The 22,684-nt window shown below is 37.5% G+C and carries 20 protein-coding genes and 1 pseudogene; 15 read left to right on the forward strand and 6 right to left on the reverse strand.

The genetic code is table 11. The annotated features are described in order from the left end of the window. The 6 genes and pseudogenes from XEN7305_RS30300 to XEN7305_RS08755 form a co-directional block, all read right to left on the reverse strand. A pseudogene (locus tag XEN7305_RS30300) lies at nucleotides 1-74 on the reverse strand (transposase family protein); the annotation flags it as partial. A 246-nt stretch (nucleotides 75-320) separates the two neighbouring features. Further along, complete coding sequence (locus XEN7305_RS08735) at nucleotides 321-713, reverse strand: hypothetical protein (protein WP_006509034.1); 393 nt, start codon at nucleotides 711-713, stop codon at nucleotides 321-323. Between the two features lie 61 nt (nucleotides 714-774). Continuing rightward, a complete protein-coding gene (locus XEN7305_RS08740) occupies nucleotides 775-2,013 on the reverse strand; it encodes a hypothetical protein (protein ID WP_006509035.1) in 1,239 nt (412 codons plus the stop codon). Between the two features lie 243 nt (nucleotides 2,014-2,256). Continuing rightward, the gene (gene hisD / locus XEN7305_RS08745; protein ID WP_006509036.1) at nucleotides 2,257-3,564 is read right to left on the reverse strand and encodes a histidinol dehydrogenase; all 1,308 of its coding nucleotides are present in this window, start codon (nucleotides 3,562-3,564) and stop codon (nucleotides 2,257-2,259) included. 207 nt (nucleotides 3,565-3,771) lie between these two features. Then, on the reverse strand, nucleotides 3,772-3,996 hold the full coding sequence (locus tag XEN7305_RS08750) for a type II toxin-antitoxin system RelE/ParE family toxin (protein WP_006509037.1): 225 nt from the start codon (nucleotides 3,994-3,996) through the stop codon (nucleotides 3,772-3,774). Continuing rightward, the gene (locus XEN7305_RS08755) at nucleotides 3,993-4,211 is read right to left on the reverse strand and encodes a hypothetical protein (RefSeq protein WP_006509038.1); all 219 of its coding nucleotides are present in this window, start codon (nucleotides 4,209-4,211) and stop codon (nucleotides 3,993-3,995) included. Before XEN7305_RS08755 ends, XEN7305_RS08750 begins: the two co-directional genes overlap by 4 nt. A gap of 75 nt (nucleotides 4,212-4,286) precedes the next feature. Between XEN7305_RS08755 and fmt the strand changes: the two genes are divergently transcribed. From fmt to XEN7305_RS08830, 15 genes are all read left to right on the forward strand, one after another. Beyond that, the gene (gene fmt, locus XEN7305_RS08760; protein WP_040897199.1) at nucleotides 4,287-5,303 is read left to right on the forward strand and encodes a methionyl-tRNA formyltransferase; all 1,017 of its coding nucleotides are present in this window, start codon (nucleotides 4,287-4,289) and stop codon (nucleotides 5,301-5,303) included. A gap of 424 nt (nucleotides 5,304-5,727) precedes the next feature. Further along, nucleotides 5,728-6,576 carry a hypothetical protein gene (locus XEN7305_RS08765; protein WP_006509040.1) on the forward strand — a complete coding sequence of 283 codons (849 nt, stop codon included), beginning with the start codon at nucleotides 5,728-5,730 and terminating at the stop codon, nucleotides 6,574-6,576. A gap of 47 nt (nucleotides 6,577-6,623) precedes the next feature. Next, nucleotides 6,624-8,576 carry a GAF domain-containing protein gene (locus XEN7305_RS08770; protein ID WP_006509041.1) on the forward strand — a complete coding sequence of 651 codons (1,953 nt, stop codon included), beginning with the start codon at nucleotides 6,624-6,626 and terminating at the stop codon, nucleotides 8,574-8,576. 278 nt (nucleotides 8,577-8,854) lie between these two features. Then, complete coding sequence (locus XEN7305_RS08775) at nucleotides 8,855-9,340, forward strand: universal stress protein (protein WP_006509042.1); 486 nt, start codon at nucleotides 8,855-8,857, stop codon at nucleotides 9,338-9,340. A 66-nt stretch (nucleotides 9,341-9,406) separates the two neighbouring features. Further along, nucleotides 9,407-10,282 carry an ABC transporter permease gene (locus XEN7305_RS08780; RefSeq protein WP_006509043.1) on the forward strand — a complete coding sequence of 292 codons (876 nt, stop codon included), beginning with the start codon at nucleotides 9,407-9,409 and terminating at the stop codon, nucleotides 10,280-10,282. A 310-nt stretch (nucleotides 10,283-10,592) separates the two neighbouring features. Continuing rightward, nucleotides 10,593-12,056 (forward strand): DUF4832 domain-containing protein, encoded by a 1,464-nt coding sequence (locus tag XEN7305_RS08785; RefSeq protein ID WP_006509044.1) that lies wholly within the window; start codon nucleotides 10,593-10,595, stop codon nucleotides 12,054-12,056. Beyond that, the gene (gene murJ / locus XEN7305_RS08790) at nucleotides 12,053-13,423 is read left to right on the forward strand and encodes a murein biosynthesis integral membrane protein MurJ (protein ID WP_006509045.1); all 1,371 of its coding nucleotides are present in this window, start codon (nucleotides 12,053-12,055) and stop codon (nucleotides 13,421-13,423) included. Before XEN7305_RS08785 ends, murJ begins: the two co-directional genes overlap by 4 nt. Before the next feature lie 3 nt (nucleotides 13,424-13,426). Next, nucleotides 13,427-14,530: a glycosyltransferase family 4 protein gene (locus tag XEN7305_RS08795; protein WP_006509046.1), complete on the forward strand. Its 1,104-nt coding sequence runs from the start codon at nucleotides 13,427-13,429 to the stop codon at nucleotides 14,528-14,530. Nucleotides 14,531-14,558: 28 nt separating this feature from the next. Further along, nucleotides 14,559-15,911 carry an O-antigen polymerase gene (locus XEN7305_RS08800; protein ID WP_006509047.1) on the forward strand — a complete coding sequence of 451 codons (1,353 nt, stop codon included), beginning with the start codon at nucleotides 14,559-14,561 and terminating at the stop codon, nucleotides 15,909-15,911. 51 nt (nucleotides 15,912-15,962) lie between these two features. After that, entirely contained in the window at nucleotides 15,963-17,114 is a 1,152-nt protein-coding gene (locus tag XEN7305_RS08805) for a glycosyltransferase (protein WP_006509048.1), read from the forward strand. A 36-nt stretch (nucleotides 17,115-17,150) separates the two neighbouring features. Continuing rightward, a complete protein-coding gene (locus tag XEN7305_RS08810; protein ID WP_006509049.1) occupies nucleotides 17,151-18,320 on the forward strand; it encodes a glycosyltransferase family 4 protein in 1,170 nt (389 codons plus the stop codon). Nucleotides 18,321-18,454: 134 nt separating this feature from the next. Next, a complete protein-coding gene (locus XEN7305_RS08815; RefSeq protein ID WP_006509050.1) occupies nucleotides 18,455-19,591 on the forward strand; it encodes a glycosyltransferase in 1,137 nt (378 codons plus the stop codon). 18 nt (nucleotides 19,592-19,609) lie between these two features. Beyond that, nucleotides 19,610-20,620, forward strand: coding sequence for an NAD-dependent epimerase (locus tag XEN7305_RS08820; RefSeq protein ID WP_006509051.1), 1,011 nt, complete (start codon nucleotides 19,610-19,612; stop codon nucleotides 20,618-20,620). Between the two features lie 264 nt (nucleotides 20,621-20,884). Further along, nucleotides 20,885-21,499: a sugar transferase gene (locus XEN7305_RS08825; RefSeq protein WP_006509052.1), complete on the forward strand. Its 615-nt coding sequence runs from the start codon at nucleotides 20,885-20,887 to the stop codon at nucleotides 21,497-21,499. Nucleotides 21,500-21,525: 26 nt separating this feature from the next. Beyond that, a complete protein-coding gene (locus XEN7305_RS08830; protein WP_006509053.1) occupies nucleotides 21,526-22,602 on the forward strand; it encodes a hypothetical protein in 1,077 nt (358 codons plus the stop codon). Nucleotides 22,603-22,684: the final 82 nt, after the last annotated feature.

Below are 22,684 nucleotides of genomic sequence, written 5' to 3' on the forward strand. Positions count from 1 at the left end.
CCAAAATCTGTTGCAATATGAAAATAGGTACGATATTCTCGCCAATATTCCAGGGTGACTAAAATTTGCTCTTCTCTTGCTAAATCCCAAGGTCGTCCTGCTTTTGGTCTGTGAGGAAATTCTTGCTTAAATGCTTCAAGTATTCGTTCAAAAGTTTTTTTCTCGACCCCAAAGCGCCGCTTAAACTTTTTACCTGATAGAGATTTGGCATTTGCGTAGTTCATAAATGAGGTACAAGAGAAGTGCAAGCCCTTTACTCTACCACAAAAATATTTTGCAAGAGGTCTATTTTATATTTTATAAATTAGCTTTAATATCGACTATTTCTTAAGGACAAATAACAGACCAAATACCAATAACAAAATCACTTCCGTGCCTAAAAGCCCATAAATAGTTTGTTTTTGTTCGATAGTAAAGGCAAAGTAATCAATAAAAACAGTATAAATAATAAATTGGGATGCAATAGCACTAAAAAAGCAGAGTATTCCCCAGATTGTTTTTTGCCAAAGTCCAATGGCCGTAGCTGTATCTAATAATCCATAGACAAGATCTTCTACTGTCCAAGTTAAAGGTCTGCCACCCTCAATAACTTCTCCAAAACCCAGTAAATTCATCATATGCACCAATGCTCCATAGGCCATAACAATTGCGAGAAATCTCAGATAAATTGCCATCCAAAAATTTTCTGTGGCCTGTTTGGTATTTTCAAACATTTCAATACACCCCAAAATTTACAGATACCAATGACTTATCCTCAGATCCCATGAGATTAAATTAAAGAGCTTGAGTAATAATGCGCTCTAATTCTATATCTAATAAACTGTATTTTTCGTTGATACTACTACTGCCCATTTCCACGGACATGCATAGACCAAGTAGGGTTATTTCTGGAGGGAATTTTTTGTGATCGCTTAAATTCATCGTCAAGAAAGGACAACAGAACAAAGCTAGTTTGAGATATTGTCGCCAATTTTCTGGTAATTGATTTTGCGATCTCAATAGTTTTAATAATGGCTTCAACACCCTGGAAAACTTAGAACGAAGAAATTCAACTCGGACATCTGCGGGCACAAAATCATGATTAACAATGATCTGATTACTTTTGATTTCCCAAGTCATATTCAAGTCTTGGGCAACTTCTCGGGGAAAATACATCCAGATGGCAAACACATTATGGAAAAAGGGCTTTGTCAAATCGAGAAAAGGTGAATGACGACCAGCAAAAGCAGGATCAAAATAAATTAAATCATTATTCGCCTCATCAACAAAAACATTTCCATTATGAGCATCACCGTGACCAATTATAGAAATAGTATCGTTACGTTCTGGATTCAAATATTCACTAGCCAACGTAACTAATTCGGCCAAACTATCTTGAAACTCAACCCCATTAATAACCCATTTTAATTGTGATAGATAATTGTAGTTAATATCTTGTCCGGGCAAACTTAATTCTGTATCTTGGTAAAAATCATCAAACCGCCCTCCAGTTAATCGATGGTAGAACAATTGATGAATCGGGGAATCGCTATGTTCTTTAGCAGTTAGAGGTTGGAGAGTATTCTGATAGATAGACCACAAATCATCATCAGACTTTTGTTGAATCGCAATTATTTGTTCGGCATTATGTTTTTGACCAGTCTCGATTTCTCTTGCAACGTCAAACAGAGAAGGAAAATCAAAAAACTTATAAATTAATAATTGCTTACCCCATTCAGTCGAACTAAATATCGGCTGAATCACAGGATAATTAGCATCAGCTAAAATTTGAGAATTATAATATTCGCTGATAATGCTTTGCGGCTCCACATGGGTCTTAAAAAATAGCTTTTCACCCTCTTCGGTAATTATAATACCGTTAATAGAATTAAGAGAAACTGCCAAAGGACGGAGATTTACACTTTTGACATTAAAAGGTAAATTATTCTTAAAAAAATCCTTGAGTAATTGATTGGCAGCTTCGAGATCTGTAAATTGAAGCGATTGAATTTCTTGTAAATCTTTATCAGACAAATCTTTTTTCCTCAATATCAATTAGAAGTCAGATACTTTTAAAGGATGAGAGTTCCGGAGAAACAATAAAACAATAAATGTAAAGTAGAAAACATCATATCTTCCTAGAAACTCCCCAATTATGTAACTAATTAGTAAACACTTCGGCAGGGGTTTGGGGAGGGCGTATCGTCCCCAATGGGGGGTCTGGGGGGCTAGTCCCCCAGTAGCATTTATGGATTTAATCGAAAAAATTGAGATGGATTATTTCCAAAGCTCATCCCGCTCCTTAATCGCCATAGCATGAGCCGAAAAACCCTCATAATCCGCCAAAGTAAAAGCCGTCTTCTTCAACTTATTGAAACCAGCCTTCGTCAAATAACCAATACCAGAACGCTTCAAAAAGTCAAAAACCGACACCGCAGAATAGGAACGAGCAAAACCACCAGTGGGCAAAATCGCATTAACCCCTAAACAATAATTCGCCGTCGGAATCGGCGTGTACTCACCCAGCAAAATCTCACCCGCATTCACGATATCTCCTAGCACACTAAAAGGATCTTCAACCAACACTTCTAAATGCTCAGGAGCATAATCATTCACAAAGGCGATCGACTCCTCCACACTAGAAGTCAAAATAATCCCCCCATAGGAAGACAAGCCAGTCTCACAGAAATTTCTGCGCCATTCAGGCAATCTTGCCAAATATTCCTGTAAATGTTTTAAAGCTTCATTCGCAACCTTCTCACTATCAGTCACCAACAAAGCTGCCGAATCAGGGCCATGCTCCGCTTCGATAAGTAAATCGAGAGCTGCAATACGAGGATCAGTTGTCTCATCGGCCAGGATAATCGACTCACTAGGCCCAGCGGGCAAACCAACATCTACAGTACCGTAGAGAATTCTTTTGGCTGCTGAACCATAAACATTACAAGGGCCAGTGATTTTATCAACTTTAGGGATTGTTTCTGTCCCCAAAGCCATTGCTGCCATAGCTTGAATGCCACCCAGCTTATAAACTTCAGTCACTCCTGCCATAGTCGCCGCGACCAAAGATGCGGGCTCAACATTGCCATCTTTGCCAGGAGGAGTACAAACCATTACTCTAGGCACTTTTGCAACCATAGTCGGCACTGCCAACATGAGCATTACCGAAGGGAAAGCACCTTTGCCTCTAGGAACATATAACCCAGCACTCGCGATCGGGGTAACCTTTTCACCAGCAAAAACCCCTTTGTCAATTTCCGCCAGTTGAATCTCTTCTGGCATTTGACGCTCATGGACTTCTTTAATATTGGCAAAAGCATGGGCGATCGCAGCTCTAATTTCAGGGTCGACTTCCTTCTCCGCCGCCGCAAATTCAGCTTCTGTTACCTTAATGTTTTCGATGGTGGCATCTGGATAGTCAAACTTTCTGACATATTCCACTACCCCAGCATCACCATTTTGCTTGATATTATCGATCGCTTCTTTTGCAATGGATAACGCTTGTTCAATATCCAACTCAGCCCTTTTTTTTAACTTCGTGAGTTCCTCTGGACTCATCTGCGCCAGTTTAAGAATTCTCGTCATGCAGCTCTTGCTCCAATAAAAATTTTTTTAATAACAAATCTATATATCAACAGCCTAATAATTATAGAGTAATTATGTTTTCTCCCCCCATAAAGTCAGTTTTGACAATAAGCGTAAGCTATCATTGCAGGAGTTTATAGGATACATCTGGATTTAGATAATTCATATTTGCGATAGCAATTTATCGTATTCTGCATGAGAACCAATTCAGAACCAAATTATCGTATCATCTTCGAGTTGACCAACTGCTCGATAATTTTTGCTAACTCTTGCAGAGTAAATCGGAAGTCTAGAATGAACTTTTTTGAGTCTTAAACTAGGATGATTGGGGTCTTGTTGAAATTGCCTATATGCTTGTCTTGACTGGGTTTGAGCTGTATTTGGTAAAGTACTAAATGCCTTGCGGAACTTACTTGTAGTTCTTGATTTCACAATTTTTCTGGATTAAGTTCTTCAGTATATCCTGCATGATGCTCTTCCATTGCCTCAGCAGCTAGATTGGCCAGCAAATCTTGGGATTGAGCAAATTTTGTATCCCATTTCGTCTCATTTTCAAGTTCTTCTAAAATCATAGAGGCAATGGCATTCTGTCCCTCTATATCTAATGTTTTTAGCTGTTTGATTGCTTGTTCTAATAATTCTGTCATCTGATTAAAATTATCTTTTTCTTTTATTGTCCCTCACTTTCACCTACTATTATTGAGTTTTTTAGAATGAAACAAATGAAAATCGTATTTTTTGGTACGCCTCAATTTGCCGTCCCCACATTAAAATTCTTAATTGAGCATCCCAAATTTGAGGTGGTTGCGGTAGTTACTCAACCCGATAAACGCCGAGGCAGAGGTAGTAAAACTATTCCTTCTGCAATCAAAAAAATCGCTACAGAGCATGACATTCCGGCTTGGCAACCCAAAAGAGTCAAAAAAAGCCAGGAAACTCTCGACAAACTCCGCGAAGCTGCGGCTGATGCTTTTGTTGTGGTTGCCTATGGTCAAATACTTTCCCAAGAAATCCTCGATATGCCACGCATCGGATGTATTAATGTTCACGGTTCGATCTTGCCTCAATATCGCGGTGCGGCTCCGATTCAATGGAGCATTTACAACGGCGATCGCGAAACGGGAATTACGACTATGCTGATGGATCAAGGCTTGGACACTGGAGACATGCTGCTCAAGGCCCATACGAAAATTGATTTACTCGATAATTCTCTCGATCTTGCAATTAAGCTAGCTGCTCAAGGAGCCGAATTACTGATTGAAACCTTACTAAAGCTAGATAGCAATTCTCTAAAACCGATAGCACAAAATGATGCGGAGTCTAGCTATGCTCGTTTGATAAATAAAGCTGACTATGTGATTGATTGGTCACAAGATGCGATCGCGATTCACAATCAAGTTCGCGCTTTCTATCCTAGCTGTATTACTAGTTTTCGTGATCAACAACTTAAAGTTAAAGCAACTATTCCTTTAGTCGCAGAATATATAGAGCAATTGCCAACAGATTTACAAGCCAAATGGCCAGAGTTAGCAAAGCTTTCAGGGGATTCTGGTGCGATCGCCGCTAGTGTTAAAAACTTCGGTGCGGTGGTGCAAACAGGTTCAGGATTATTGTTATTGACAGAGGTACAACTTGCAGGGAAAAAAGCGCAATCAGGATGGGATTTTGTAAATGGCATGCGATTGTCTATCGGGGAGAAATTGGGCAAGGACTTACTAGTCAAAATAAAATTGCAATAAGTTGAACAATAGGATTAGTCAACTTATTAATTAGGTTGTATAGTCATTCCAAGTAATTTCTGTCTGATGGCAGATCAAGTTGCAACCGAATATCGTTCGTAGGGCAATTCGCAAATCGTCTCTACATAATGGACCTCTTGCAATATTCAGCGCATGATGTGCTAACAACCCGATTTGACCTAACTAATCTGCCCTCTACCATACCGTAATGATCAATTATGCAAGATGATCAATTATGCAAGAGGTCTAATAGCAATTATTTACAGAATCTCAAGTTAATAATAATACATATCATAAATCACATATTTAAGATACAGTTTTTTTGATTGAGCAAATAGAATTAAAATCAGCGCTTGTAGTACAAGTATTAATATTATATTACAAAATATAATATTAATATTCATCAAGGGAATACTGTAATAGAATGTGTGTACTGAATGGCTGGGTTAGTAGTATGGAGTGCTCTAAAACAGGAATAGCTATCTTATCGAATATTGTTTACGATCTCGAGGAGAATCGCGTACCTGAGGAGTTGAGTAATAGTTTTTTTCAGATTCTTGAACTAACTTGGGCAAGACAAGAAATCCAAGAGCCATTAATCGCATTTGAGGAAGCGATCAAGGATGAATATCTATGTCAAGGACATCAGATAAATGATTCACCTGAAAATTATTCAAGAGTTGTAGACTTACCAAGTTTAATAAGCTACAACTTAAATCTAAGAGAAATTCCTTTATCTATTGAAAAGCAACCACTTACTGAAAGTCAGTTAAGCTTGTTGGAGCAAGCTGACCTTGGAGAAGTCGGAAAAGGCAAAATCAAAACTGGAAGACCTTTGGCCTGGGTTACTAAAACGTCATCTCTTGATGAAATAAAACAAAACGAAGCCAAAGAAAATTGGGCATCCATTATTAGAAATCGTCTGGGTCTTGAATGTCTTAGAAATCAAGAAGAGCAATTAATAGAAATCATATACTCCACAAAGGTAGTTGCCAAAAACAAATTTTTTTCTCCAGTTTTTTTTGATGGCTGTGTTTCCAATATTTATATTTCTAAATCTACGCCAGATGGATGGGGAAGAACGGTGGATATAGAAACTTACGAAGAAGGCTTGCCAGAAGCAATACATCCGCCAATTCCTTTTGGAGAAGGATTTAGATTAAAAAGGTTGGGAACTACTAGAACTTGCGAGAAAACATACGATAGCACAACATTTTTAAGCAAATTGCCAATACGCTGGTCATCTCCTCAACATAAAAAATACATATCATAATATATCTTTTTTATTTCATAGTTTTTTAATGTGCAGGAGTTTTTTACATGAACGAGCAAAAATTAAATGAATTTTTCAAAAAAAGTGATGCTCGGGAGATAGCAACATGGATAAGGCGAGGGTTGAAAGATAAAAATTTTTATCCGCTTATTCTATCTAATCAAACAACAACTACGCGTCAATTAAAGTATATATTTAAATATTTAGAAGCCAATCAACAAGAAAAGTTTAAAAATGCATTTGCCTTATTAGCTTCAGAGCTTAATCTTAAAGAGTTTGATGATATTAATATCCTTAAGGATGTTGCCATTACAATTGCTTACCTGGGAGCCGATCAAGCTATTGAAAGCCTGATCTCAATTATTGATGATAAAAGATTAGGATATGAACTCGATAAAAACAATATTGATTATGACGATATTACTCAAACTATTTTTGCTGTCTTATCAGGATTTATGCCTTCTGAAAAAATAAAAATTTTATTTGAAAATTTATTATTTGAAAAATTTGATTCACAATTTGCGGCCCAACTGCTTATTGGGTTATGCAAAAACCAGCCGAACAACTATGCTCACTACTTAAACCGCTTTTTTCAAATAGAAAAAGAAGATCCTAAATTATTTAAATTAAAGTTTATTCTTCCTATTATGGAAGATACCGTTACGGAATCGATAGTAGGAAAAAACTTTTATAAACTGAATTCTTATTCTCGCGAAAGATTAATTTCATTTCTCCCAAAATATATTCGTTACACTTCAAAAAACTCATTTGAAGATTTGTCAATTATCAAAAAAATATTGCAGGGGTTTGAACACAAAGAAGAAATAATTAAGGTGGCAATTTCATTAATAAGAGAAAAGTTGAATTCTCAGACAACCGCAATTTATTTGTTTTCTAAAGAAGGTAAATTAAAGCGCCACAGTATAGATGGAATAGATAACCAGAATATATTAATAAGTAACAAGTGGTTTGAGAATGAGATTTATGATCTGTGTGAGGACGATAACTTGATTGTAAAAGCAGCACGTCCTCAAGCTGATGGATTTGGGAAACCTCAATTTTTACAAGTTTCTGGAGAAAAAGATCAAAATATACTGAATACCTTTGAAGAGAAATATTTAGAAAAACTTGGCTCTTTAAATTGCGGAGTAGCAGTTCCATTAGACGGTAAAAATAAAACTTATGGCGTTCTTGTTGTCATAAATAAAGTTGAACCTGGGACAGCTAACTCTTATCCTACCTGTAGCTTTCCCGACAAGGACTTAGCATGGTTGTATACAGTAAGTTCATCTGTTTCTGAAGCTATATCTAATTGGAGAAGAAACAAACAAAGAATACTTGAAAAAGACTTAGATGAATTTTTAATCAGAGCCTCTTTTAAAGAGCCAAAAAAAGTTTACCAAGAAATAGTAAGTCGCTTAATTTCTGAAAATACTTCTTTTAAAGCTTGTGTGTTACGTGTTAAGGACAAATTTGGGCTGCTAAAAGTAGCCGGTATTGATATAGTTGCCAATACCCCAGAAGAGAAAGCAAGATTATTAGAAGAACGCAAAAATGAATCAATAAGTCCTAATAAAGATAGTTCTCATCCAGGTTGGGCAAGCAACAATAGGGAACCATCTATAATAATGATCAGCGAAAATAATATAAACACTTTTTTTATTAATAAGAACTGGGTGGAAACAAACAACTTCCAATCTTTTGCCTGCTTTCCACTTATTTCAAGAGGTAAAGTAGTAGGAACATTGTCTTTATATGCTGCGTATAAATACGACTTTCATCCTAGTTGTAAAGCCTTTTTGTCGAGAATAACATCTTTAGTGGCTTCTTTTATCCGTAGAATTAGTGAGGATGAAACCGTCCAGGAAGCGGTTAAAGTAATGGAAACTGCTTACAGAAATGAGCCTACAAAATTACAAACAGTATTCAAGACTACTAGAAAAGCTCTTGCTAGTATTGTAAGCGAAGATCCGCTCCATCGTTATGATAAATTTGACTAGTGGGCGTGGGCGTAAATAAGACCACTTTTCCCTAATGTAACTGCGGGAATCCCTTCGATTGATGCCACCAGAGAACTAAAGATTCTGTTTGATGTGTACTTAATAGGATTGAGGTTTTCACTCCTAATTAAATTATGACGGCTACAGAGATTTATCTTCACAAGTTCTTCAACTTAATTGCTTATAAGAGAATTGAAGATGTAAGTTGTTTGCATTCTCTAACTTAGCAACAGCCTTCATTTTAGATATTCCTCATCCTTTAGAAAGGGGTATTGATCATGATAAATAAAATTCTGGTCGCAGTTGATCGTTCTGAAAAAAATAAATCCGTTTTGGATTCAGCCCTATCTTTAGCTAAAGCAACTGACTCGACTTTAATGTTTTTGCATGTCTTATCTGAAAATGAATCAGGTTATCCCATCTTGCCCAACTATGCATATTATCCAGTGGTGGATGATCGCGATTTTGAAATTTATCGTAAGCAGTTAGCAGAATACAAAAAATTAGGGCTAGATCTTTTACAAAATCTCACCAGAAAAGCTTCAGAAGCAGGCGTAAGTGTAGAATATTCGCAATTAACTGGTAACCCAGGAAGAACGATCTGTGAGCTAGCAGACACTTGGGGAGCCGATTTGATCATAGTTGGTAGTCGAGGATTGAAAGGGCTGAAGGAAATGTTCCTCGGCAGCGTCAGCAACTATATTACTCACCATACACCCTGTTCTATTCTGATTGTGCGCACTGGGGTAGATATTGAACAGTAAACATTGAACATTTATCAATTGACGTTGTTATAATGCCGACGGAATGACAGTAAAAAGTTGATAACCATGACCGCTACCAAAGCTAGGATCTCCAAATTTCGTCCCAGTCTGTCGCTACAGTTAACCATTATTGGGTTCATCATCACCATCAGTTGTGTTCTCATTGCTTTGCTTGCTCCAAGCTTGCAAAGTTGGGGTTGGCTCCAAAATCCGACCGAATCTTTGATTAATCCGATTCATCAACCCCCTAGCTCAGAATATTGGTTCGGCACGACTCGTCAAGGATATGATGTTTTTTCTCGAACTCTATTTGGAACTCAAGCAGCTTTGAAAGTAGTGATCCTAGCAACCAGTTTGAGCCTTGTTATTGGCGTTCCCCTCGGTTTAGTCAGTGGTTATCTTGGCGGGAAAATGGACAAAGTTTTACTGTTCCTGATGGATACTATTTATACTTTGCCAGGATTGCTTTTGTCGGTCACTTTAGCTTTTGTGGTTGGAAAAGGAGTGTTTAACGCTGCGATCGCACTCAGTATCGCCTATGTCCCGCAATATTATCGTTTGGTTCGCAATCACACCACGAGCGTCAAGACCGAATTATTCATCGAAGCCGCCCAAGCAATGGGTGCACCGACGAGCAGAATATTATCTCGTTATTTATTTTTTAACGTCATTCAAAGTGTTCCTGTCTTGTTTACACTCAATGCAGCCGATGCAATTCTTATTTTGGGTGGTTTAGGCTTTCTGGGTTTAGGTTTGCCTCCAGAAATTCCCGAATGGGGTCATGATCTTCGTTTGGCCTTAGATGCTCTACCCACAGGCATTTGGTGGCCAGCGACTTTTCCTGGCTTGGCCATGACGGTAATGGTCACAGGTTTGTCTTTAGTGGGAGAAGGTTTAAGTGAAATTATTAATCCAAAAATGCGTCGTTCAAGAAATGATTAGCATCGTTGTGCGGGAATCAAGGGTCAAGATTAAAAATTTCTTCAAGTATATTTTATTTTTCTCCGTTTTTCATTTACAAAAAATATACATTTAATACTTGAATTTTACAAAAATTACTTATTACTCTTAAAAAGAATTTTCTAAACAAATTTCATACAAAATCTTTAACGAAAAAAAATATACATCCTTATAGAATATTGGTAGCTTAAATGTATTCAGGCACTAGATTGAACTATCTTTATCATTAAATTCAATAATTAAAAATCAATAGAAAAATCAAAAACAAATAAGATGAGTAATAAAATTAAGTATGCTTTATCCTCGTAAATTTGGTTTGATGTTGATCATAATTTCGATGATTACTATCTATCAAAAAGTAGATTTTCGAAACGATATGGTTACTAATTATTATCGACAAAGTGATCGCGATTTTCCCAATCCCGAACGAGGTTTTTTTGTTAGCTTTGACCCTTGGGGAAACGACACCCGTCCCCCTCTAAAATTAGACGAATTGAAGCAATTGCGTGAACGGAATATTACTGTTGCTCGTCGCTATTATTTAATTGACGATTTTAGAGATGAACCTCTTTCTCAAAAATTCTTAGACAAGGTGCAATCAGACTTTACCACTGCCAGAAAAGCAGGGGTGAAATTAATTATCCGTTTTACCTATAACTGGTTAGGAGGAGGCGATGACGAACCCAAGGAAACGATCTTGGCCCATCTAGAGCAATTACGCCCTGTTCTCGAACAAAATTATGACGTTATTGCCTATATGGAACCAGGATTTATTGGTTATTGGGGAGAATGGCATAGTTCTACCCATGGTTTAGATAAAGATCCTGAAGCTAGGAAAGAAATTCTATTTAAAGCTTTGTCTGTACTTCCACCGGAACGTATGGTCACAATTCGCTATACCCACTATAAACGCGATTCCTTTAACGATTACCAGCCAATAACAGCAAAAGAAGCCTTTGATGGCACCAAGAAATCGCGCACTGGCTCTTATAATAATTGTTTTCTGGCATCGATTGATGATGAAGGTACTTATAGCTCTACTCAGTCGGAAAAAATAACTGCCCAAAAACAATTTCTGCATCAGGATAATCTTTATGTCGTTCAAGGGGGAGAGGTTTGTCGATACAATCCTCCCAGAACTGATTGTCCCACCGCAGTCAAAGAATTGGCACAAATGCGCTGGAGTCTTTTAAACTTGTTTCCTGTTTCTAATGAATATCTTTATCAAATATTTCAAGATTGGCAAGAACAAGGCTGTTATGAAGAAATTGCTAAGCGTCTAGGTTACAGATTCCGCTTGATAGAATCGACAGCAACCATAAAAAGCCAACCTGGTGGCGTTTTTGCCCTCAACTTCCAAATTGAAAACCAGGGATGGGCGAGTCTCTATAACCCTAGAAAAGTAGAATTGGTATTGCGGTCTTCGCAAACGGGTCAAGAATATGTTATCTCAATCGATCACGACCCTAGATTCTGGCAACCAGGGACCAAGAATGATGTTGAGGTGAAGGCAAATTTGCCATCCGATATCACTCCTGGGGACTACGAAGTCTTTCTCAATTTACCAGATCCGACTCCTGGGTTAACTAACCGTCCTGAATATTCTATTAGACTAGCTAACCAAAACCTTTGGGAAGAGAATACTGGTTATAATTCCTTACAACATAGATTAACTATTGCCACGCCCGTAGAGATCGATAGCCAAAAAATCACTAAATATAGGCAATTAAGTCATGCCAGAGGCGATATTCAATGAGAACATCCTGGCTTAATTATTGGCAAAAACTGACAACAAGCTCAATAGATCGTCAGATTTTTAGTGCAGCCTTTACGGTGGCTGTATTTACGGCAGTGGTAAAACTAGCGTCAATTGTCAAAGAAATTCTTGTGGCTTGGCAATTCGGCACTGATGACAGCCTAGATGCTTTTTTTATCGCCCTGGTAATTCCCAGCTTGGCGATTAACGTGGTAGCCGGTTCTTTGAATGCGGCTTTCATTCCCACCTATATTCGGGTTCGCGATCGCGAAGGCTTTGTCTCTGCTCAGAAACTATTCGCCAACACCTCTATTTTCAGCAGTTTTTTGTTGGTCTTGGCAACCTTGACCGTGGCGACAACTGCCCCTTGTTATCTTAAAGTGATTGCTAGTGGATTTCCCCCAGAAAAATTAGAGCTTACTTGTAAGCTCCTCTGGTCCATCGCACCTCTAATTTGTCTGAGTGGAATTAGAACTATTTGGGGAGCAGTCTTAAATGCATGGGAAAAATTTGCCTTGGCAGCAGTAGCACCGATTCTGACTCCATTGGTGAGCATTGTTTTACTTTATAGCTTTCCTGGTTGGGGAGTATTTGCTCTTACCATTGGTTTACTGATGGGCACTCTACTAGAATTGGTTATTTTAGCAGTAATCTTGCGAAAACAAAAACTAATAATATATCCTCGATGGTCTGGACTAGATGCCAATTTGCGCCAGATTATTAATCAATATATCCCAGCTGCGGCGGGTGCTTTATTGATTTGTAGTGCTATGCCGATCGATCAATCGATGGCAGCGATGTTATCTCCTGGGAGTGTTGCCGCACTCAATTATGGTAATCGACTGATTGCTTCGCCTATCAGTCTCTTGAGTACCGCACTGGGAACAGCTGTGATTCCCTATTTTTCCAAAATGATTGCGGCAGAAAACTGGCAAGATTTGCAAGGGACCTTACGCAAGTATTTAGGTCTAATTTTTGCTGGGACAGTTCCTTTGGCAATTGGTTTAATGGTTTTTTCTAAACCTATTATTGAATTGATGTTACAACGAGGCTCTTTCACTGCCACAGATACTCAAATGGTTGTACCAATTCAAACTTTATATGCTCTACAAATCCCCTTTTATCTCGCCAATATTCTTCTCGTTAGGTTAATCAATTCCCTAAATCAAAATAAGACTTTATTTTATCTTTCCGCGGCAAATTTAACTATTAATGTAGTGTTGAACTATTTATTTATGCAATGGCTTGGCATTATTGGCATTGCCTTGTCTACAAGTTGTGTTTATATTTTTTCTTTCCTCTATGCCCTAGTCTTTACCCACCGAGCCTTAAAAACCAAAGTTACTCAATTCAAAAAATATTCTTAAATTATGCGTATTACGATTGTTATAAATTCTCTTTCTGGAGGCGGTGCTGAACGAGCAGCTGTTTTACTTGCTGAAGGTTTAGTCACCAGAGATCATCAGGTAAGTCTCGTAACTATTTTTCCCGAATCAACCGATTTTTACCAACTGTCAGAGCAAGTCACAAGAGTTCCTTTAGGCATTGATGGTAAATCTTCAAATCCGATTGCAGCGATCTCAAATAATCTTAATCGCTTGCGCATTCTGAGAAAATCTATTAACTCTCTTGAGCCAGATCTAGTAATTTCTTATCTCTATAAGACTAATGTTTTAACTCTACTTGCTTTAATTGGCAGCAAATGTCCTGTTATAGTAAGCGAGCAGAATCATCCTCAAAGTACCAAAGTAAGTCCTGTTTGGAATCAACTCCGCAGTTGGGTTTACCCTCTAGCAAGCAAAGTAGTTAGTACTAGCAAAGGCGTAGATGCTTATTTTGACTGGATGCCTCCAGCTAAAAGAGAGGTAATTTATAATCCCCTAGCAGTTACATCCCAAACTGCTGAAGACGTCGCAATTCCCCCAGAATTCAATCCGGAGAAACAATGGCTGATAGCAATGGGTAGATTAACCGAGCAAAAAGCGTTTGACGTTTTATTACAGGCATTTGCTCGAATTGCGCAGCAGTATTCTAATTGGCAGCTTTTGATTCTAGGAGAGGGGGAATTGCGAGGTGAGCTAGAACAACTAAAAACCGAATTGGGATTGGGGCAACAAGTAGTTATGCCAGGATTAATTGCTAACCCATTTCCCTTACTCCGAAGAGGTCAATTATTTGTGCTTTCTTCACGCTACGAAGGTTTTGGCAACGTCATTATTGAAGCAATGGCTTGTGGTCTACCAGTAATTTCCACCGACTGTCCCAGTGGACCGAGTGAAATCATTCAAGATGACATTAGTGGGTTATTAGTTCCAGTGACAAATGTTGATGCTTTGGCTCAGGCAATGGCAACTTTGATGTCTCGTCCTGATAAACGACAGCAGTTTATCGAGAAAGCTCAACAAGGATTAGGTCGTTTTGAACTTCAGAATATTCTTGATCGCTGGGAGGAATTATTTATGTCTTATAAATAATAACTATTAAATACTAGAGAATAATATTATGATTGCCATCTCTTATCTGGGATTTTTACTTTTTATTATTGTCTTGGAATTAGTCCGTCCCAAAGACAGTAAATTTGACTTTTTCAGTCTGTTTAATCTCTTTTTTATCTTGCTTTATCTAATGCCTGGGTGGTTTATAACCAATTTACATCCAGGTATGGTAGGGCATATTTCATTAGGAATTCAAAAGCTTAATACCTATACCTTACAATATACTTGGCAAGTACCTTTGGCAATCTATGTAACTTATTTTCTCGTTTTGTTAGGCTACTACAGCTCATCTGCTCAAAAATTTGCCAGCCAATTAGTAATTGTTAGCCGCAGTGATAAAACTATTTTGATAATTGCCTTTTGCTTACTATTTCTTGGTTGTATTTCTTTATATTCTTATACTAGTCAATATGGCGGTATTGTTAATGCAATTTCTGCATCTCATGCTATTCGATCAGGGGCAAAAACTGGTAAGAGTCTTGGTTTTTTTGTGAGATTAATCTACTATAATTTTTTTGCTACTTATTTATTTATCAGCTTTTTATTTATCAAAAAAGTAACTAAAAGTAAGTTGAAAGTTTGGAGTTTTTTTCTAATTGGAGCAGTTTCTTCTTTTGTCTCCATATCTTTAGCTGGTTCGCGAGGCAGTGCAATTTTAGCTCTGGCCAATTTTTATCTAACTTATGTAATTTTAAAAAAAAGATGGTCATTACAAATTATGCTGCCTCTGATGGGTTTGCTAATAACTTTTATTCTCTATGGAAAAAAGCTATTTTACAGCCTTTCTGGCATTACTGAAGGATATCAGGAAATACTGACAAGATTTCAAGAATCTGCTGTTGAATATGGGAGTAGTACCTCTATTTCAGAATATTTGCTTGCTATTTTTAGCTATCCCTTTGTTTCTTTATACGCAGCATTTAATAGTTCCGAACCAATACGTCTATTTAGTGATTGGTATATTGCGATCGCGTCGGTGATTATTCCTGAAAGATTATTCAATATTATTATTCCCGAACCTGTTTCTTTAGAAAATACACAATATCTGCTGGATCAAATTAACCCTAGTTACACTATTCCCACTGGATTTATTGCTTCCTGTGTTTATAGCTGGTCTTGGATTGGCATCATACTTTTTAGTTTCAGCTACGGCTGGATTGGTCGTTATTTACATACTGTTTTTTACCGTCATTTATTTAAAATTTACTGGATACCTTGTCTTTATGTCGCAACAGCTTTATCTTGGGTAAATTTTTTCTCAGCAGGAGATCCCCGGATTTTTATATTCGGTAACTTTTGGGTTTTAAGCTCAATTTTTTTTCTCCTTTGTTTTGGCATGAAAATATCTTTTAAGACCTAAAATCCACTTTAATTAACTTAAATAATTAATATTGTTTTGATGATTTCAATAATGAAGAAAAAATTAGTTTTTTTAATCAGCGATCTGACCTATGGTGGAGCACAAAGACAACTCTTGGCTCTAGCTAAAGCGATTGACAAAGAGATTTTTGAGGTTTATGTTTTGCATTACTATCCCGATGGACCGTTAGAACAAGATTTAAAAGATGCAGAGGTAATTTTGTCTTGCATCACCAAAAAAGGTCGCTGGGACTTAATTGGTTTTTATTGGCGTTTGTTGAGATATTTACAAAGAATTAACCCTGATATTTTACATAGTTATCTTTCCATACCTAATTTATTCAGCATCTTTTTCAAGCCTTTTCTTCCTAGAACTAAAATTATTTGGGGTATCCGAGATTCTAATCCTCTCGACACCAATAATCTCGACAATAATAATAAAGATTGGTTGGGTTTTTCCCTTGCCTTGCTCGAAAACTTTATGAGCCAGTTTCCCGATCTGATCGTTGCCAATTCTCATGCTGGCAAAAAATATCGCCTTAGCCAGGGATTTCCAGCTGATAAAACTATTGTCATTCCCAATGGTATTGATACCAAGCGTTTTCAACCGGACCCAGTAGGCCGAACCAAAGTCAGAGAAGAATGGGGACTTTCACCTGAAACCATTGCTATTGGAATAATTGGTAGAGTTAACCCGAAAAAAGATCATCCTAATTTTCTGCGAGCAGCCGCAATGCTGGCAGGTGAACGAAAAAATCTACGGTTTTTTTGCATTGGTGCAGACGAAGGGGGAGCAGAATATCAGCAGGCAATGTACCGCTTAGGCGAAGAATTAGGATTAGGAGATCAATTGGTTTGGACTGGAGGCAGATCGGATATCCCTGCTGTCTGTGAAGCTTTAGATATCGTGGTTTCAGCTTCTGCCCATGGAGAAGGATTTGGCAATGTTATTGGCGAGGCGATGGCTTGCAATACTCCTTGTGTCGTTACTGATGTGGGGGACTCAGCTTGGATTGTCGGTGATTTTGGCAAAGTTGTTCCAGCACAAAACTCTCCAGCATTAGCTAAGGCCATTGAGGAGTTAATTGTCGCTAACGGCAATAACAAGCCCAATATTCGTCAGCAAATTGTCGATCGCTTTTCAATTAATCAATTAGCTCTAGCCAGCAAAGAGGCATTTCTAAAAGTTTTAGAAACAAGCTGAAATTAAATTTATTACTTCCTACAATCATCACTAACTATGAATTCTTCGCTCTCAATTCCCCAACGATTATTAATTGTTGCCACAATACCAGACACTATTGAAGCCTTTTTGCTGCCATTTATTAGATATTTTCGCGCTTTGGGTTGGCGAGTTGATGGGATGGCTCAAGACATTAGCCAAGATGCCGTTTGCCTTGACGAATGCGATCGCTGTTGGGATGTAGAATGGTCGCGCAATCCTTTAGACTTCAGAAATCTTTTGGTTGCAGTCCCAAGAGTTCAAGAAGTAGTGGCTCAGGGCAATTACGATCTAGTCCACGTACATACTCCAGTTGCTGCTTTTGTAACTCGCTATGCCCTCAAAAATCGACAGGGAAAAGAACATCCTTTGGTATTTTATACTGCCCATGGGTTCCATTTTCATCCCGCAGGAAACCCCATTAAAAATTCTATCTTTCTTGGGTTAGAAAAACTCGCGGGCAACTGGACTGACTGTCTAATAACTATTAATCGAGAAGACGAAGCAGCAGCTAAAAAACATCGCTTTTTAGATCCAGAAAATATTTACTATACTCCTGGTATCGGCTTGGATATTAATCATTACAATCATCAAAATTTGTCCGCTGCCGAAATTGCCTCTGTTAGGGATGAATTAAAACTTGCACCAACAGATTCTTTACTATTGTGCATAGCTGAATTTATCCCTCGCAAACGGCATTCCGATATTCTCCAAGCTTTAAACAAATTAAATCGTCCAGATATTCATTTAGCTTTGGCTGGAAATGGCGATCTCCAGGCAGAAATAGCACAGTTAACCATCAAATTGGGTTTAGAAAAGCAGGTTCATTTTTTAGGATTTCGCTCCGATATTCCCAGATTAATTAGTGCTAGTAATGCCACTATCCTCACTTCTCAACAAGAAGGATTACCCCGCAGTATTCTAGAGTCTCTATCGATAGGAACTCCTGTAATTGGCACCAATATTCGCGGTATTAAAGATTTATTGGCTGATAATTGCGGTTTATTAGTAGAAGTGGGAGATATTAAGGCATTAGCTCAAGCTATGGCTTATATTGTGGACAATACCGATGCAGCTGTCCAAATAGGTCAACGGAGTCAAAGTAAAATAGCTGAGTACGATAGTAACAAGATCGTGCGAACCTACGCCGAATTATACAATCACGCTTTGAAAAATAGGCGTTGCTGATTTAAAACATGAAAGAATTTTGTACTAATCTTCTTTGCTTCTTTCTTTGCGTCTTTGCGCCTTTGCGCGAAACGAATTCATATCTGGATTCAGCAACGCCGAAAAATAAATAATTTAAAAAATTAAAAAAAAATATGATAAAAATTTTATTTATTAGCACGGGTTTAGGCACGGGGGGAGCAGAAATGATGCTCTATAAACTTCTGTCTAGAATAGATCGCACTAAATTTGATCCCTATGTAATTTCCTTGATGGGAAAAGATAGTTTTGGCGATCGCATTATGGCCCTAGATATTCCTGTCCATACCTTAGAAATTGCTAGAGGGAAACTTAGCCTCCAGAAATTCACTAAATTAATTAGTTTAGTACGCCAAGAGCAACCAGATATTATTCAGGGGTGGATGTATCACGCTAGTTTTGCTGCCCAACTAGCTCAATTTTTAGCCTTTAAATCTATACCAGTATTATGGAATATTCGTCATTCTCTCTACTCTTTAGATTACGAAAAAAAAGGTACTGCTGCCATTATCAGATTATTGAATAAAATATCTAATTTTCCTAGTAAAATTATTTATAATTCCCAAACAAGTGCAACTCAACATCAAAAGCTGGGCTATAAATCTCATAAAACAGTTGTCGTTCCCAATGGTTTCGATATTAACCTATTTCAACCATCTTCTGATAACCGTCTCAGTCTTAGAAAAGAATTGGGTTTAGCGGAAGAGACCTTTCTCATTGGTCGTATCTGTCGCTATCATCCCATGAAGGATCACGATAGTTTTCTTCGCGCAGCTGCCCTATTGCTGCAAAATTTTCCCCAATTACATTTTGTTTTAGTTGGTACGGAAGTGGATGGAAATAATTATCAGCTAAGCAAATTAATCAACACATTAAATATAGGAGATAAACTTCATTTATTAGGCGAAAGACAAGATATCTCGCGTCTAACTTCTGCTTTGGATATAGCTACTTCTTCTTCTTACTTTGGGGAAGCCTTTCCCAATATTATTGGAGAAGCAATGGCTTGCGAAGTACCTTGTGTAGCAACGGATGTTGGTGATTCTGCTGCCATTATTGGCGAGACAGGAAAAATCGTACCACCTAAAAACCCTCAAGCCTTAGCTGATAGTTGCCAGGAATTGATTTTGCTTGGGGCAGAAGGGAGAAAAGCTTTAGGTGCTAAGGCACGTCAAAAAGTTATCAAGCATTATTCTCTCGATGCGATAGTTGCTCAATATCAAAGACTCTATATTAATACTTTAAATGATTAATTATCAAGAGAAAAAATTATGGCGAAAATACTAGTGACCGGTGCTGCTGGGTTTATTGGTTTTCATCTGACTCAAAGTTTACTGGAACGAGGGGATGAAGTTGTTGGGTTGGATAATCTCAATAATTACTATGATGTCACCTTGAAAAAAGCTCGTCTAGAGCAGCTTAGCTCACAAGCAAACTTTAGCTTTCATCTCCTTGATTTAGGGGACCGTGAAGGCATCACTCAACTATTCGCTCAATCAGGTTTTGAGAAAGTCGTTAACTTGGCCGCTCAAGCCGGGGTACGCTATTCGGTCAAAAATCCCTATGCTTATGTTGATAGTAATTTGGTGGGATTTGTCAATATACTAGAAGGTTGTCGCCATAACAATATCGAGCATTTAGTATTTGCTTCTTCCAGCTCGGTTTATGGTGCCAATAAGAAAATTCCCTTCTCGGTTCACGATAATGTTGACCATCCTATGAGTTTGTATGCTGCTAGCAAAAAAGCTAACGAATTAATGGCTCATTCCTACAGTAATTTGTATGGTTTGCCCACCACTGGATTGCGTTTTTTTACTGTTTACGGACCTTGGGGTCGTCCAGATATGGCATTGTTTCTCTTCACTAAAGCGATTTTAGAAGGAAAGCCAATTAATGTGTTTAATTATGGCAAGATGAAACGAGATTTTACCTACATTGACGATATTATCGAGGGTGTAATTCGCGTTATTGATCATGTTGCTCAATCTAATCCTAATTGGTCGGGACATTCTCCTGATTCTGCTACCAGTTACGCGCCCTATAGAAATTACAATATTGGCAATAATCAGCCCATTGAATTAATGGATTTTATTGAAGTTTTGGAAAATTGTTTGGGGATCAAAGCAGAGAAAAATTTGCTACCAATTCAACCTGGTGATGTTCCTGTTACTTATGCTGATGTAGATGCCTTAGTCCAAGATGTTGGCTTTAAACCGAATACCTCGATTGAAGTAGGTATTGAGCGTTTTGTTCACTGGTATCGCTCATACTATAAGGTTTGAAATTAGATTAGCTGGCCAAATTTACATAATTATGCAAGCAATTTTGTTATTTGCTAAAGATAAATTGGATAGTTTTCTATTGTTTAATTAATAGAACTTTTATCCCTTAATAAATTCTTGTTCTAAGTAATAAATAAGTCCAAATATATACATATTGTAAAATTATTGTCAGGAAAATTCAGCTATTCTTCATACTAAAAAAATTAGTTTACTGTCAATATAAAATTAAAAGTTATTGGCTGCTAGCTAATTGTTAGTAACAAAATGAAAATACAAAGATTAATTAAATGGCTGATGGATCGCTTGATGGGTGTGATCGCGTTGATCCTGCTATCGCCCCTAATTCTACTAGTTGCGATCGCAGTAGCAATTAATATGGGAAGTCCTGTGGTTTTTTCCCAAGATCGCCCAGGAAAAAATGGCCGCATCTTCAAATTTTATAAATTCCGTACCATGACCGAAGAAGAAGATGACCAAGGAGAATTGCTTCCTGACGAACAGCGTTTGACCAAATTGGGTGAGTTGCTTCGTAAGTCTAGCTTGGACGAATTACCTCAATTATGGAATGTCTTGAAAGGAGATATGAGTTTTGTGGGGCCTCGTCCTTTATTAGTCAGATATTTAGAGCGCTACACACCAGCACAAGCACGCCGTCATGAAGTGATTCCAGGAATTACAGGATGGGCACAAGTTAATGGTCGTCGCCAATTGGATGGGAATTGGGAAAAAAAATTTGCCTTAGATATTTGGTATATAGACCATTGGAGTTTATGGTTAGACATCAAGATTCTTTTGTTAACTGTTTTAATAGTGCTTAAGCGAGAAGATGTCAGTCAAAATGGTCAAGCTACAGGAGAAGAATTTTTTGGTACGCAATAAAAGTAGTGAATATTTAAATTTAAAAGATGAAAAGATGGGAAATTGGTTCAGATTTTGATTATTCGACAGCAGACTTATTGATGTCTGCACCATCATTATTTTGGCTGCCGAAAAAATATCAATTATTTTCTACAGCAACTGCCAGTATTTTGGCTCTCAAAATACTACTACAAAAAAAAAAGACTCCAACTTTAAAGATTCATGTTCCTGCTTTTTATTGCATGAGTCTAGTACGCAAATTAAAAACTGCTTTTGAAGTTTGTTGCTATCGAGATCTGCCTTATGAATCTCACCCCGATTTTGCTACTCTTAGAGCAAAACCTGGGGATTTAGTAATAGCCGTCAATTTATTTGGGATTAAAAGCCAAAAACCTTGGACAAAATGGCAACAAGAAAATCAAAATGTTGTTTTAATTGAAGACCATACGCACGATCCATTCTCTCCTTGGGCAAAAAATAGTACTGCCGATTATGCGGTTTCTTCTTTGCATAAAACTTTACCGATTCCCGATGGTGGAATCCTTTGGTCACCCCAGAATTTAGCTCTACCTGAGCCCCTTGGTTTAGAATCTTCTGGAGCAAATCTACGACTAACTAGCATGGTTTTAAAAAGGGCTTATCTGAATGGAATGACAATTAATAAAGAAGATTATCTTCGTTTAAGTATCGATGGTCAAAATCAATTAGATGATGAAAGCAATTCGGTTGTTTCTACTTTTACGAGAAATATTTTTCCTTTGCTCAATATTAGGAATTTTCGCCAAAAAAGAGCAGATAATATCCGCAAATTTATTCACCTTAGTCTCAATCAACCAAGTCTTTACTGGAAACCTTTATTTGAAACTTGGGCAGAAGATACTGTTCCTTTTAACAGCATTATTATTTGTCAAAGCCCAGAGATCAGAGATAGTTTGCGACAATATTTAATTAGCTCTAATATTTTCCCGGCAATTCATTGGCGACAACCTTATGACGGAGTAAGTTTTGATGAGCCAGATGCAATAGCTTTATCAGAAGAAATTTTAACTATTCCCACCGACCAAAGATATGATTTGACAGATATTTTTTGTGTTTTTAAAATACTTAATCAATTTACTCCCTAGCACAAAAAAATTTCTTGATCTTTCTTGCTATTTAAGGGCAAGGAAGTTGTAAATTTATACAATTTTTTTATATAGGCTTCTA

Source organism: Xenococcus sp. PCC 7305, from assembly GCF_000332055.1.
In the GTDB taxonomy this organism is placed as follows: Bacteria; Cyanobacteriota; Cyanobacteriia; order Cyanobacteriales; family Xenococcaceae; genus Xenococcus.

Coding starts and splice junctions, on each gene's coding strand:
- fmt (WP_040897199.1), top strand. CDS start 4,287: ATGAAAATCGTATTTTTTGGTACGCCTCAATTTGCCGTCCCCACATTA.
- XEN7305_RS08795 (WP_006509046.1), top strand. CDS start 13,427: ATGCGTATTACGATTGTTATAAATTCTCTTTCTGGAGGCGGTGCTGAA.
- XEN7305_RS08735 (WP_006509034.1), bottom strand. CDS start 713: ATGTTTGAAAATACCAAACAGGCCACAGAAAATTTTTGGATGGCAATT.
- XEN7305_RS08805 (WP_006509048.1), top strand. CDS start 15,963: ATGAAGAAAAAATTAGTTTTTTTAATCAGCGATCTGACCTATGGTGGA.
- XEN7305_RS08765 (WP_006509040.1), top strand. CDS start 5,728: ATGTGTGTACTGAATGGCTGGGTTAGTAGTATGGAGTGCTCTAAAACA.
- XEN7305_RS08775 (WP_006509042.1), top strand. CDS start 8,855: ATGATAAATAAAATTCTGGTCGCAGTTGATCGTTCTGAAAAAAATAAA.
- XEN7305_RS08830 (WP_006509053.1), top strand. CDS start 21,526: ATGAAAAGATGGGAAATTGGTTCAGATTTTGATTATTCGACAGCAGAC.
- hisD (WP_006509036.1), bottom strand. CDS start 3,564: ATGACGAGAATTCTTAAACTGGCGCAGATGAGTCCAGAGGAACTCACG.
- XEN7305_RS08785 (WP_006509044.1), top strand. CDS start 10,593: ATGCTTTATCCTCGTAAATTTGGTTTGATGTTGATCATAATTTCGATG.
- XEN7305_RS08770 (WP_006509041.1), top strand. CDS start 6,624: ATGAACGAGCAAAAATTAAATGAATTTTTCAAAAAAAGTGATGCTCGG.
- XEN7305_RS08810 (WP_006509049.1), top strand. CDS start 17,151: ATGAATTCTTCGCTCTCAATTCCCCAACGATTATTAATTGTTGCCACA.
- XEN7305_RS08800 (WP_006509047.1), top strand. CDS start 14,559: ATGATTGCCATCTCTTATCTGGGATTTTTACTTTTTATTATTGTCTTG.
- XEN7305_RS08755 (WP_006509038.1), bottom strand. CDS start 4,211: ATGACAGAATTATTAGAACAAGCAATCAAACAGCTAAAAACATTAGAT.
- XEN7305_RS08825 (WP_006509052.1), top strand. CDS start 20,885: ATGAAAATACAAAGATTAATTAAATGGCTGATGGATCGCTTGATGGGT.
- XEN7305_RS08815 (WP_006509050.1), top strand. CDS start 18,455: ATGATAAAAATTTTATTTATTAGCACGGGTTTAGGCACGGGGGGAGCA.
- XEN7305_RS08780 (WP_006509043.1), top strand. CDS start 9,407: ATGACCGCTACCAAAGCTAGGATCTCCAAATTTCGTCCCAGTCTGTCG.
- murJ (WP_006509045.1), top strand. CDS start 12,053: ATGAGAACATCCTGGCTTAATTATTGGCAAAAACTGACAACAAGCTCA.
- XEN7305_RS08820 (WP_006509051.1), top strand. CDS start 19,610: ATGGCGAAAATACTAGTGACCGGTGCTGCTGGGTTTATTGGTTTTCAT.